General features: G+C 45.2%; 11 protein-coding genes. 1 reads left to right on the forward strand and 10 read right to left on the reverse strand.

The window, feature by feature from the left end; genetic code table 11:
* Window positions 1-66 precede the first annotated feature (66 nt).
* The 3 genes from QUA83_RS04840 to QUA83_RS04850 form a co-directional block, all read right to left on the reverse strand.
* Window positions 67-282, reverse strand: coding sequence for a hypothetical protein (locus tag QUA83_RS04840; protein ID WP_333291896.1), 216 nt, complete (start codon window positions 280-282; stop codon window positions 67-69).
* A 291-nt stretch (window positions 283-573) separates the two neighbouring features.
* Window positions 574-2,250: a mechanosensitive ion channel gene (locus QUA83_RS04845; protein WP_333291898.1), complete on the reverse strand. Its 1,677-nt coding sequence runs from the start codon at window positions 2,248-2,250 to the stop codon at window positions 574-576.
* A 101-nt stretch (window positions 2,251-2,351) separates the two neighbouring features.
* A complete protein-coding gene (locus QUA83_RS04850; RefSeq protein WP_333291899.1) occupies window positions 2,352-3,551 on the reverse strand; it encodes a transposase in 1,200 nt (399 codons plus the stop codon).
* A gap of 147 nt (window positions 3,552-3,698) precedes the next feature.
* On the opposite strand from QUA83_RS04850, the gene QUA83_RS04855 reads away from it, so the two are divergent.
* A complete protein-coding gene (locus QUA83_RS04855; protein WP_333057572.1) occupies window positions 3,699-4,163 on the forward strand; it encodes an SRPBCC family protein in 465 nt (154 codons plus the stop codon).
* 160 nt (window positions 4,164-4,323) lie between these two features.
* On the opposite strand, the gene QUA83_RS04860 is transcribed toward QUA83_RS04855, so the two are convergent.
* From QUA83_RS04860 to QUA83_RS04890, 7 genes are all read right to left on the reverse strand, one after another.
* Window positions 4,324-5,010, reverse strand: coding sequence for an alpha/beta hydrolase (locus QUA83_RS04860; RefSeq protein ID WP_333291900.1), 687 nt, complete (start codon window positions 5,008-5,010; stop codon window positions 4,324-4,326).
* A 323-nt stretch (window positions 5,011-5,333) separates the two neighbouring features.
* Window positions 5,334-6,158: a transglutaminase family protein gene (locus tag QUA83_RS04865; protein ID WP_333291901.1), complete on the reverse strand. Its 825-nt coding sequence runs from the start codon at window positions 6,156-6,158 to the stop codon at window positions 5,334-5,336.
* A gap of 168 nt (window positions 6,159-6,326) precedes the next feature.
* Window positions 6,327-8,204, reverse strand: coding sequence for a DNA mismatch repair endonuclease MutL (gene mutL, locus QUA83_RS04870; protein ID WP_333291902.1), 1,878 nt, complete (start codon window positions 8,202-8,204; stop codon window positions 6,327-6,329).
* A gap of 182 nt (window positions 8,205-8,386) precedes the next feature.
* On the reverse strand, window positions 8,387-9,496 hold the full coding sequence (locus QUA83_RS04875; RefSeq protein WP_333291903.1) for an ATP-binding protein: 1,110 nt from the start codon (window positions 9,494-9,496) through the stop codon (window positions 8,387-8,389).
* Between the two features lie 335 nt (window positions 9,497-9,831).
* On the reverse strand, window positions 9,832-11,124 hold the full coding sequence (locus QUA83_RS04880) for a beta-ketoacyl-ACP synthase (RefSeq protein WP_333291904.1): 1,293 nt from the start codon (window positions 11,122-11,124) through the stop codon (window positions 9,832-9,834).
* A 102-nt stretch (window positions 11,125-11,226) separates the two neighbouring features.
* A complete protein-coding gene (locus QUA83_RS04885) occupies window positions 11,227-12,012 on the reverse strand; it encodes a peptidylprolyl isomerase (protein WP_445301762.1) in 786 nt (261 codons plus the stop codon).
* 856 nt (window positions 12,013-12,868) lie between these two features.
* A complete protein-coding gene (locus QUA83_RS04890) occupies window positions 12,869-13,435 on the reverse strand; it encodes a photosystem I assembly protein Ycf4 (RefSeq protein ID WP_333102535.1) in 567 nt (188 codons plus the stop codon).
* Window positions 13,436-13,715 lie beyond the last annotated feature (280 nt).

Here is a 13,715-nt window from a genome sequence, read left to right on the forward strand (position 1 = left end):
GCAGTGTAACTGGCTATTCCTTTAATCAACCAGAGACAGAGAGGAACTTCTAGCAGGCCTCTGAAATCATTCAGGGTCTCTCAACTCTTGTTGCAAGGTCGCTGCTACTTCAACTGAAAACTTTTTGGGGCGCCCAAAAACCTGCCGATTTTTTAACAAATTTTCCAGACCGCCCTCTTTATATTGAAAGAGCCAGCGATGAATAGTTGCCTCACTTTTACCTAAAACTGCCGATCCTTCTCGCACAGTTTCTACTTGCTTAGACTGAAATAAATAAAGCATTTGGACTTTGTTATAAGCTAGGACTTTTTTTGTTGTTTGAGTAGTTCTCGCAAACTTTCTACAGATTCGGTAATCTTTATATGAGGACGACCAGACATTGTAATTCTCTCGTTTACTTTTTACCCAACTCTATCACATCTTTAAAAAAATGGTATAAGATCTGCCAAAAGCTTATAGTTACGACCTGCATCAAAAGGTGATTAACGCCATTCAAGCAGTCGAGCAATTCACTTATTTAATAAAAAATATAAAAAAATGGCGTTTGTACTTGACAAACGCCATTTTATACAATTACAAACGCGGCGTCTTATCTTGTTTAAACGACGCTAACAATTCGCGAATTTGGTCGGCCGCAATCTCGCGCCCGCCCAAACCAAAAGCTAGAGCAATGCCAACTGCGATCGCCCCAAGCAGCAGCCCGAAAGCCAAATTCACAATATCGCTGCCAATGCCCATCTGTTGCAGCGCCAAGGCCGAAACAAAGGCAATAATCGCAATCCGAGCCGCTTGGCCCAAAAGCCGCGCTTGACGAGTTCCAGAACTGGCAATCAAACTAAACGCCAGATTCGCCAAATACAAGCCGATCGCAAATACCACCAAACCGGCCAGCACCCGACCTGCAACCAGGACAATACCGCTAACAATCGCCGTCAGCGCTGGAATCCGTAGCACATCGGTAGCCGCCACCACAGCAAACAGCATGATGCCCACCTGCACCACGATGCCGACAAACTCAGAAGGCGTGCGGGCGGGAATTTCCGGTTCCTGAAGAATTGTTGCGTCCGGATCGATCGAACTTGGCGGTAGCCTCAGCGACTGTTTCGGTGGCTGCACCCCCAACCAAGAAAAGACATTGTTGAAGCCAATTCCGGTCAGGATATTAGTAACCAAATCGCCTACCCAGCGCCCCAAAATGTAAGCAAGCGCCAGAATCAGGACTGCTGTGAAGATTTTGGGAACCGCGCCCAAAATGTCGTTGAGCATCGCGACAGCAGGCTGCGAAATCGCCTGAATGTCCAAAGCGTTCAGAGCTGCGATCGCCGTTGGAATCAAAATCAAAACATAGACGATCGTACCGACAATCCACGACAGAGATTGTCCGCCCGAAGTCCGCGAAATTCCAAACCGAGCGCCCAAACCGTCCGCCCCAGCAGCAGCCAACAGATTCGTGACAATCCGCCGCACCACCATAGCCAACAGCCAGCCCACAAACCCAATCAGCACAGCTTCCAGAATTTTCGGAATTGCCGCCAAAATTTGATTGAGCAAATTATTAACCGGCAGCAGAGCATTCTGCAATTCCAGCGATTCGAGAATCAGTGGCAAAAACAGCAGAAAAATGAACCAGTAAAGCGCATTCGCCAGAGTATCGCTCAGCAGCAAAGGACTCTCGCTTGGCGTCGTGCCCACCTGCTGATTCAAGCGCTCGTCCACGCTAAAAGTCCGCATCGCGCGGGATAAAGCCAATTTGGCGATAGTCGCCAGCACCCAAGCAATGCCCAGGAAAATTAGCGCCTTGGCTAACTTCGGCAAAGCACCAGCAATTTGATTGAGAAAAGTATTGAGGGGTTGCGAGACAGCCGTTAGATTCAGCCGATTGAAAAACGCAACTAGGAAAAAAATAAAAATGATCCAGAAAACCGCTGCGGAAATCCATTTTTCCACTTGCGGGGTTCCAGTTCCTTCCGGGCGACCGGTAATCCAAGCAGCCAATCGGTTGTCGATCGTAGTCTTCTTGAGCAATCCCCCGACTACAGAAGAGACGAGGGCTGATACTATCAAGCCAATGAGCAGGATACCAATGGCCCAGAGGAGATTTTCAATGTTTGAGCCCTGAAGGAAATTGTTAATTCCGCGTTCCGCATCTGTCAGGGCATTCCCGGGCTGGGCCTGGGCCAAAATGCGATCGGACAAAGCCGCTATTGGGCCCGATATGGGTCTAGTTATTTCTTGCCAAGTTTCATTCATTTTTTTCTCAGGTTAACGTCACATTTGACAAGGAGAAGACGAAACTTTAATAATAGTTCCAAAAAATCTAGAGATCGCCTAAATTTAATGTTTGTACACTTTTAATGTACTGGGTTAACTACAAAACCCTCAATCGAATTTGGGAGCAACCCATCTCCGACTGCTTTTGGGGCAATATTCAAACAACCGTTGACATCGGCATTTATGAAGCGTCCAGTTTTGGTTCTGAACAATCCTCTTTTTACCCTACTGCCAATGTAGTCGGAATGTTGTTGAATTGGTTCCAAATCCAAAGCTGAACATTTGGAGGTGTAACTTTCCTCAACTAACACCACTTGAATTCCCGCAAGTTGTCCTTGGTACTGCAACGTTTGCACCAACCGGTAATGGGGAATACAGGCAAAATTTTGATTATTAACCTTACCAGTATTAATCCCATCTTTAAAATCATGGTTCCAGCCTATACCCAGCAAGCCAATTTGATGATTAACGAGTTCTTTAATAATTGCGGAACTCGTCCTGTGGAGGTAGTAATCCACTTTACAGTTACGCTTGTGCCACAATTGGGCGAGTTTTTTATTGGTTTGATTCGCTACGGGCAGCAATGATTTCAATGCCGATGAAACTTGATTGCAGTATTGGTTTCTTGACTTAACACCCCGTCCCTCGTAGATTGTCGGTACTAACCCAGGAACATTGTAGGTTAATGTTGCCAGATTGTTTAATCCTAAATCTATGGCAGCTACTCTCTGATTAACTTGTAAAGGCTGTTCTAACTTTTCATAGAGCACCTGGACAACATAACAACCTACTTTGGGAACAATCCGGATTTGTAGAATCAAGGTGACTTTTGAGGGCAACCAAATATTAGTCCCAGAGGTACGAGCATATCCTTTTTTTAAGGCTCTTTTCCTGACAGCTTGACAATTAAATACAACTACATAGCGCCCCTCCTCTCTTTTTCGTTCTCTTGAACCTTTATAATGAGGAATTTTCGGTGCGGTTTTAAATTTAGTGCTGTCTTCCTGATAGTTTCGCACTCCCAAATAGTAGCTAGTCCATGCTTTGATGACTAAGCCGATCGTGCTTTGTGCTAATTTTGCGGGCAGTGCTTTGTAATCAGGACTTGTTTTGAGGGCGTGATAAACAGCCAGAGCGTTTGTTTGTTGGCTAGCGAAAAACTTTTGACTGTAGATGTAGTTAGCGCTATTGTAAAGATTTTTGCACAGCAAAGAAAGTCTATCGGCTTCTCGATAAAACCTATGATTTGGTTTAATGATGTGCCTTTCGACTAACTCCATAATCAGTATATATACTTTATTTCAAGATGATACACTGTATTTATGAGTGTGTCAATCTTTTAATTTCTGGAAAAATTGACGTTACAAGTAAATAAAGGACTATCAAGTAAGCAAAGTTTTGTAATACCCTCCTTGTTGCAGGTTCTCATGTCAATTCGTCAAGTTTTCGAGCAATCCATTGAAATTCGCGCTGCTGCTACTCTGGTGGAGCAATGTATAGTCGATCGCACTTTAATGCACAAGTGGCTCAATCCCCTGCTACGCTGCGATCCCCAGGGCGAATGGGATACTGCCGTAGGAAGTCGCAGCTTATTTATCATAAAAATTCCTGTTTTGCAACCCTCTTTAGAGAGTGTTGTGTTGGAGCGACAACCAGGTTTAATTGTGTGGGGGTTTGACGGATTTTTCAAAGGATGCGATCGTTGGGAATGCCAGCCGCAAATCCAAGGAACTCTCTTGATTAACCGCTTTGAATTTCAAATTCCCAATCGTTTAATTAGATTTGGTTTCAATCGCTTTGCAGCCCCTTGGACAGAAAAAGATATGAAAGACCAACTCCGCCGACTCAAGCGGGTAGCAGAGCAACTATCTCAAAGAATGGGTAAGGGGTAATAGATAAGGGGTAATTGGGAACTTTTACCCTTGCGTAGCCGAATAATTGGTAAGGGATCATGAGTAATTGCTAATAGCTGAAAGCTAGAGCTAATAGGAAAAAAAACACCAATTCCCAATTCCCAATTCCCCGTTACCCCTTCCCTCTAACTTCAGTTATTTATTTCGCACTTCCCGATGGATTGGGCTGACAAATCATTTCTCTCGCCGAATTCACGGCTTGGTTAGCCGTATTTTGCAAAGCCGGGGAATTCTGATACAAAGCTTGCAAATCTTGCACATCTTTAATCACTCGTTCGTAGATAACCATCGCTTGATTGCCGTCAACTTCTAAGGCAGCAGGACTGTAATTTTGCATCACTTCAATCAGCGATATTTTGCCATCTTTGGAAGCTGCGACTAAAGCATCGCGCAGTGCGGGTACGCTTTGAAGCCTAGCAGTCGGCGCATAAGCAACCTCGCCCAATTGTTTGAAAACAATTTCCCCAAAATAAGTGCTTGCTAGTCGCGCTACTAATTGGGAATCTAAAGGCACTTCTCGGGTTAATATTTCGCGTACCGACTCTGGAGTTTGTTTCGCAAGACTCAGAACGCTTTGCAGTTGAGATGATGCTTGGCCATTTTGTGCAAAGCTTTGCAAGTCGCTCATCGGTAATGTTACGTCAACAGCACCGTATTTTACGGTAACATTATCTAATGCAAAGGCTTTGCCGCTGCTTAGGAATACTGCACTTGTTCCCAGCAAAAGCGCCAAACCTAATGATAAAGACTTTGACATTCTTTTGGTTAAATGGGCTGACAGCGGTTGCATGGCGTTGAGATAACGTTGTTCAAACTGAAAGTTCATGAGTTTGTGCCTCTTTACGTCAAAATACTTTTTAGATCGCTCGTCTGTGCGGATATCAGTGTGGATATCAGTGTGGATATCAGTCGGGAAAGTCGAATCGGGATGTCCGTAAATGACCTATGATCTTACAGTCAAGTCAAGCAAATTCAACCTATCAAAAGATAGGTGTTAATTGACAATTAATATGTTATAGTTAATTGTTTGCCAAATTTTAGATACCTTGGCAAAAAGGATAAAAGCGAAATTTGGTCGTCAGGCAGCAGTTTATTGAGTGTCACTTTTATGTCTGATAGTGTGGTGTGCGACATATAGCGAATTTAAGTTCAAAGATCCCGATCGAGCCGATCGACCAATTGGCGAATTCTAGCAGCATCAGGAGCATTCGGAGCATTTCTCAGGTATAGTTCCAAATCGTGGCGCGCTTCTACCAAGCGTCCCAGTTGATAATAGAGAATTCCGCGATCGCGCCGTTCCCCTAGCGCATCGGGAAACAGCAGCAAAATCCGTTCGATCGCCAAGAGTACCCTGACAGCATCTCCCTGTTGCAAGTAAATCGCCTTCAGATTTCCCAGCATTCGCGCCAACAAATGTCGGCGACTTACCGGGGCGAGAAAAGTCGTCTGCAACTCCATAGGTTGACCGTAAATTTGAGAAAGTCGGGCTTGACAATCTTCAGGAAACAATATCTCGCCGCCGTTAAACGCATCAACAAAAATGCCAGCATCTTCAAAATCCGGTCTAATTAAAAAATGTCCCGGCATCCCAATTCCCACCATCGGAAAATCAATGCGCTTAGCAACCTCCAAATAAACCAAAGATAAAGATATCGGAATACCAGTACGCCGATCGATCACTTCATTCAAAAAGCTATTGCCGGGGTCGTAATAATCAACATCATTGCCGGCAAACTGCAACTCCCCGTATAAATAGCCGTTAATAGTTTGAATAATCCGCAGCGGATAATTCTGTGCCGGCAGGCGTGAGCGCACTTCATCTGCGATCGTGTCGAGAGCATTTAGATACTCCTCTGGCTCTAAATTTGGGTATTCTTCCAAAGCCATGTAAAGAGCAGCTTTCGCCAGGTCGATCGAGCCATCCGGCTGATTTATTTCTCGATAAAAGAGTTGTCGGGCGATCGGAAAATCCATATTTATGATTTATTTGATTTTAATTGACATTTTATACGAATATCCAGTTGCCCAAAAAAATATTAAAAACATCTCTCTTCTCTTCCTCTCTGCGTTCTCTGCGCCCTCTGCGGCTCAAAAAAAACAGTCTTGTATGTAACGCGCACCTTACAGCTTAACTTTTAACCTTCAAATCCCATGACTTTTACCAATCACCCAACTGCGGCGAAAAATCCGAGCCAGAGTCGATTCTTCCAAAGCAAAATAGATAGGGCGGCCGTGAGGACAAGTGCGCGGATTACGAGTTTGCTGCCATTCATCCAACAAATTTTGCATTTGGGAAAGACTCAAAGGAGTACCGTTTCGCATAGCACTACGGCAAGCAGTCGCAACTTGAGCCGCTTGTAAATCTGCGACTTTACTGAGTTCAAAAAGCGCATCCGCACAGTCATCTCGATCGGCTAACAATTCAGGAACTTCGCGGGCGGCCCATAGCTGTTCGCCAAAACTTTCTACTTCCAAACCCAAGCGGGATAAATTCTCAATTTGCAGTGCAGATAATTGACTGAGAATTACTGGTTTTTCTAGACATTTTAGCTGCCAAGCCGCGCACAACTGCTCGTATAAAACCCGCTCGTGAGCGATGTGTTGTTCCACCAACCACATTCCGCTGGAATGTTCGGCAACAATGTAAGTATTGTGAACTTGAGCGATCGCTCTCAATTCCATCAATCCTATTTTATTAGCTTTTTCCTGTTCGCCGCCTTCATCATTCTGCCTAGCCGAAATCCCGACACTGTAAGCACTTTTTTGTTCCGATGCCTTCAGCAATTTTCCCACTCGATCGGGAATTGGGGCAGGTGGCAAAACTTCATCATTCAAATGCAAAGCACGAGTAATTGCCGCGCTAACTTGTGCTTGCCAAAAACTCGGATCATGCAGATAAATTTCAACCTTAGCCGGGTGGCGATTCCAGTCGATTTCCGAAGGGGAGATTTGCAGGTGGACAAAACACACGGGATAGCGATCGCGCGGACAAGTGCGGGCAAAGGCGCTGAGAATAGTTTGCTCTAATTCGGGCGATCGCACAACTCGCCGATTTACCCCAACTTTCACCCAATCAGGTCGCCTGCGGTGACAGCGATCGGGCAAACCAATTACTAATTCTAAAAACTGGGAATTGGGAATTGGGCATTGGGAAGTAGCAACTGGGAATTGGTAATTAGGCTTAACTGTAGCACCAACAAGTTGAGTTTCTACAAATAAATTTGCTGCTTTATTATTTGCAGGACTTGCAGGCAAATCTAACTTTAAATACTGCAAATCGCTCGATCGCACACCGCGCACAAATTGAGGTAAAAGTTGTTCCGCTGTGCTACCAGGAGTTACGTGCAAACAAGGCGTATTTCCTTGACGCAACTGCCAATTAACGTGCGGGTGACAAATAGCAATTTGCTGAATGATTGATTGGATCGATCGCATTTGCTGTGCTGGCGACAAAAAACTGCGGCGCACAGGCCAATTGCCAAACAAATTATCAACAGTCACCACCGTACCCGGAGCGATCGCTGCTGTTTCCACCTCCACAGCCACGCCCGCGTTGTTGTAAACCACCCGCCAGCCCGATCGAGCATTTTCACCTCCCCCCTTGTTAAAGGAAGATTTGGCGGGGGTTGGCGCCGACTCTCGATTTTCCGAAAAATCCCCCAATCCCAAATCATTCGATCGGCTCAAAACCTCCAAACAGCCCAACTGAGCTAAACTGTGCAAAGCTTCCCCACGAAATCCCAAAGTATCAATTTTGTAAAGGTCAGCTTCAGTGGTAATTTTGCTCGTACTGTGAGGCGAAGCCGCCTGCTGCAAATTTTCCAGATCCATTCCTGTACCATTATCTGCAACTTGCACCCGCCACTGTTCGGGCCAGACAGAAACAACGATGCGAGTTGCGCCAGCATCCAGAGAATTTTCAACTAATTCTCTTACCGCTGCGGCGATCGAGTCAATCACTTCGCCGGCGGCAATTAAATTGATAACTTCTGTGGGTAAGGTTTGAATAGTAACTGGCATCAAATTTTTAGCAGTTCGTTAATTTAATTATACTTGATTCTCCAAGTCGCTACACAGTATTAGGACTTACGTTCTTCCAGCCGATTTCTTAGAAAAATATTGTTTTATAACACGATATCTACTCCTCAACCAAGTCTCTGACCCTTAGTGAAAAACTCCTAAGTATATATCTTCCAACCTACTTAAATTTGATCTCCTAAATCCCTGATTTTTGGCAAGCGAATGTAAAAAGTTGTGCCTTTTCCGTCCTCCGACTCATAAGTAATTTCCCCTTTGTGAGCCTCAACGATCGATTTAACAATTGCCGTTCCCAACCCAGTACCAGTCCGCTTGCCATAAGTTACAAACGGTTCAAATAACTTTTCCTTAATTGTCGGCGGAATGCCGGGGCCGTTATCGTAAATGCTAATTTCTGCCCATTCCTCATTTTGTGTCACCGCAATCTCCACCCGACCCCCTCTTCCGCCAAAAGCCTCAACAGCATTTCCAACTAAATTTTGTAAAACTCGCAAAATCTTATTTTCATCCGCTTCCACTATTACTTCTGTCACCCGTACTGCTAAATCTACTTTTGCTGCTTCACAATAAACTCTGTTCAACTTTTCAAACTGCTGCAACGTCTGAATTAAATTAACGGGTTTCTTATTGAATACAGACTTACCTCGCGAAAATTCTAATACTTCTTCAGCCATCCCCAACATTCGATGAACCTGCAACTGAATAAGTTCGCACCACTCCTGAGTTTCCTCATCTTCGTGCATTTCTTTGAGCATTTCTGTGGAGAGTTTAATTCCGGTAAAAGGACTTTTGAAATCGTGAATAATTGTACTCACCATTTCTCCTACCAATACCATTTTTTGTTTGTGTACCAACTGGCTCACATATTGATCCGTGGTCTCCCGTAAATTTTTAGTAATGAAACTAAACATTTGCAGTACCGAACTGCCTTTAGCAAACTGGAGAGTTGTTATTAGTTCTTCACGGCCTATTTTGGCTAAAGTCGATCCTGCAACTGCCACAGCTCTAGCACTGCGTGGCTCTCCGTCTAAAACTCCGAGTTCGCCAAAATAATCGTCTGGGTTAGCCACAGCAACAGTTTGATATTTATGATTGTCAAGCCGCTTGCTAAACTCGACTTTACCTTCTAAAACTAGATATAAAAAATCCGCTGTTTCTCCTTCTTCAAAAACCAGCGTTTCCTGAGCAAAACTCTCCAAAATAGCTATTTGGCAAAGGTGAGCAGCTTGCTCTGGTTCAAAATAAGACATAAATCGATGAGATGCTAGATCCATGTGAAAATACCTGAGCCTTAATTTAAACAGTTTCTTTTTTCTATTTTCGCTGATCAGCATCAGTGCGTTAATAAAATACAATACTGCTTTAATCTGGGTGTCTTTTCTAGCCTCCCAGGCTGTGACGCAAGGATCAGCGTCGGGATGTAGAGCCAGACTAGGACAGCAGCACCAGCAATCTCACCAAAGTTCTCAGTTAATTGACTAAAATACATAAATATTGTACTATTTTTGAGATTTAAATTGGACGTGGGAGAGTTCTCCGGCCACCTCAGAAGATTTTAACTGTAGAGAGATCGTGTAATTTAAATGCCGATCGACCCCGTTTACAAAAATTAACGATCGCCCGATAAAACGATCGCAGCATTCTGCCCCCCAAAGCCAAAACTTAAACAAACCGTATTTCTGACAATAGCCGATCGCGCACAGCGAACAAAGTCTAATTCAAACCCCGGTTTTTTCATTCCCACGCAAGGCGGCAACATCTGATATTTAATACTCATCAAACAAAAAGCCACGCCCAAAGCTCCCGAAGCTCCCAAAGTATGACCCGTAGCCCCCTTAGTCGAACTAACAGCAATTCCTGGGTGAAATAACTTCTCAATTAACAGTGCTTCGTGTCGGTCATTCAACTCAGTTGCAGTACCGTGAGCATGAATAAAATCTATATCAATCGCCGCTAAATTACTGCGTTTCAAACATTGATTTACCGCCGCGATCGCACTTTCTCCCCCCAGCTCCGGCGCATTAGCATGGCAAGCATCATTTGTCAAGCCAAAACCGGAAACTCGACCGTAAATTTTAGCACCACGACGCCTTGCCAACTCGGCCGATTCTAAGACAAATAAAGCCCCGCCTTCACCGAGCACAAAGCCTTCCCGATTTTCATCAAAGGGATAGCACCCAGTGTTTGCCAAAGCACCCATCCGGCTAAATCCAGCCAGAGTCAGCGGTGTGATAGGCGCTTCCACAGCACCTGCGATCGCCCGCTGACACTCACCCGTGCGGATTAAATCAACAGCGCGGGCGATCGACCAAATACCCGTCGCACAAGCAGCCATCGGCGCCAGTACCGGCCCCGTCGAGCCAATTGCCCTCGCCGCTGCGATCGCCCCCATGTGAGGCAAAAAATTCACGAATTGAGAATTGGGAATTGGGAATTGGGAATTGGGCATGGGGAATTGGGCATGGGGAATTGGGCATTGCGAATCGGTAATTGAGAATTCTCTTTCCTCTTCCTTCTTCCTTCTTCCGACGGACATCGGACTGACATCCGTTACATCCGTTACAGAATCCGTTGCCGAACTTCCCTCTTCCTTCTTCCTTCTTCCTTCGCTAGCCAACTGTTCCAAATTTGCCTGGAAACCTCGGCTAGAACCGATCACAATCCCGCAATCTGGCAAAGGCAAAGTCAAATTAGCATCTTGCAAAGCATCTGCTAAAACCTGCCGAATTAAAGTTATTAAATCCGCAGGTTTTGCGCCAATTAAAGCCAAAGGTTGCGGCTCAATTTTCAGAAAAGGTTGATGTTGTCGAATTCCCGACTTCCCGGACAACAATCTTTTCCAGCCATCATCCAGAGTACCTAAAGCCGAAACAAGACCAATTCCCGTAACAACAACATCCATAAGTAAAAGGCTTGCTTTTAGCAAAAAGTAGAAAGTAGAAGGCAGTTGTTTCTCAAATGACAACTGCCAACTGCCAACTGCCAACTGCCAACTGACTACCGACTACTGAACAGCCTTAAAATTTTCCAAACCCTGAGTAACCGTAGCCTTATCAATGCGATCGCCTGCTTCAATCTTATCAATCACATCCATGCCTTGCTTGACGTACCCAAAAACTGCATAGCTACCGTCCAAAAATGGTACATCGGTCAAAGTAAAGTAAAACTGAGAAGAAGCCGAATCAGGACTCTGCGATCGAGCCATCGCAACAGCCCCGCGACTGTGCATCAACACGGGTTTCTCCTTAACCCCAGCTTCTTCTAGCGTCGCGCTGTAAGTCGGATTGGCAGCACCTTTAGCTTTAATTTCCAGAGGAATCCTGCGTTCTACAGTAGTTTTCGGGTCAATAAAACCGCCAGTTCCCAGTCGCGCTGTAGGGAATTTAGGGTCTTTACCCTGGGGGTCGCCGCCCTGAACTACAAAAGGCTGAGGTTCCCGCACGACTCGGTGAAATACCAGCCCGTCGTAGACTCCTTTCTGAACCAAATCGACAAAATTGCCCGCAGTAATTGGCGCATTTGTGCCGTCGAGTTCGATCGTAATTGGAGCACCTTTAACCGTCATCACCACCGTTGCTTTTCCTTCCAAGCGTGGCAAATTGCTAAATTGCGAACTCGCCGCTACAGCAGCAGGAGAAGGAGAAGGAGACAAAGAAATATTTTCACCCGACGCCGGATTCGATGTCGGAGTCGAGTTTGCCACAGGGGAACTACTGCATCCTCCGACAAACAACGCCCCAATTATTAAAAGTGAGAACAACCACCGCTGAATTTTGATTTGCATTTGCATTTGTATTTTCACCAAAAAACTGGGTCTGAAGCCCCGTCCTTATAGGACGGCTTTACATTGAATTAAATACCCTTTCGGGGTCGGAGAGGGAATTTTATGCAACCTCTCCGATTTTTGGGGAATGGTTGCCCCAAACTCCCATTTCTGGGGTAAAGTTAGCTTCGACAAAGTTATAAAGGCTTGTTAGGCTAGCAGCACTGTCGAGCGTGACCTTAAGACTGTTTAACCACTAGCGACAGAGCAAGGGACTAGCTTCGCATCCCAGGGTGTCGTCACCTAAATAACGTAGCTATTTAAAGCTTAGTCTGGTCAGAATGGCCTGTTAGATTTCTCTTTCAAGCCTCACGCCTTTAGGCTGAGGTTTCTGACTTTGAGTCAATTACGGACTTTGCAACTAAAGATTTTAATTCAATAGTCCGGACTGTTTTTAGTTCGTAGTCTAAAACCAGCGATTTTCCTTTGATAGCGAACTGGCCTTGGAGCCTTGAAACCCTTATTCTACGGTTTGCAATCAAAAACTTTCGCAAGTATCAATAGTCCGGACAGTTTTTATATGGCCCAATGGCTTATTCTGTAGGACTTCGCAGCCCCTGTGGATAATTAAATCAATGTCCGATCCACCCCTGACGGGGCATTTAATTCGACTTTATTATGATCCTTGCCCCGCGTAAGCTTGTAGTGTGGTTCCAAAAACTGTCCGGACTATTGAAGTATGGTTAATTGATAGATTCAAAAATTGGTAACGGGCTTACTCGCAGATCGATCTTTTTCACTTACCAGGTAGGTAAGGTGCGCGGCCCGGCGCACCCTACGAGACATTACCAATCTCAAATCTAAAATCGCCAATCGCAAATCCCTAAAGTCCTTCTAGGGGAACTTGCAAAAATCGAGCCAATTCGGCCGCTTGATTTTCCACTTCAGACAAAGCAATCGGCTGTCCGACTCTAGTCAGGGGAAACTGACGGCGGTCTTTGAGCTTAAGATAAATACTGCGGCGGGGATTGAGACCTTCTTTAATGTCCACCCGCACAGATTGCACCTCCGATGTCTTGCAATTAAAATCAACTTTGCGGTTTTTGCCGGGAAAACCCCAGCGAAAGATCCGAATGTTACCAGTTTGTCGATCGAACTCGTTGTAACCGCCACCGACATCCCAGAGAATAGTCAGCCACAGGTAAAGCGCCAAAAGCACGCCACAGACACCGTAGAAACCCATCGCAATGCCTTGGGGGATGAAAACAAGCTGAGTCGGGTCAGCAAAAGGCAGCAGGTTAACGTGCAAGTAACTGGAAATGCCCGACAGCAGGAAACCAGTCCCTCCAATGCTGACCACCGTCGCCCACCAGTAATTGCTGAAGCGGCGGGAGCCCAAAACCGGGTAGCGCAGGACAGGATCGATCGAGGTCATTGTTTTTGCAGTCATAAAATTAAACAGCCTTAAAGCCAAATCTTAATTCAATTAGCCCACCGAGTGTCACGCTTCGCTGACGAGATCGCGATCGACCGATCGGCATTGTGTATCAACTCCTGCTAATTATGTTGAAAAATTATGAACTTCTAATATATAGTTATGTTAACTTTAATTAGAAACCTTGGTCTTTTAACAAGCAAAAGGATTTTACCGCAATGACAATCGCAGTCGGACGCGCCCAGACCGAAAGAGGCATCTTTGATGTCCTCGACGACTGGCTCAAACGCGATCG

It is taken from the genome of Microcoleus sp. K1-B1, assembly GCF_036704705.1.
Taxonomy (GTDB): domain Bacteria; phylum Cyanobacteriota; class Cyanobacteriia; order Cyanobacteriales; family Microcoleaceae; genus Microcoleus.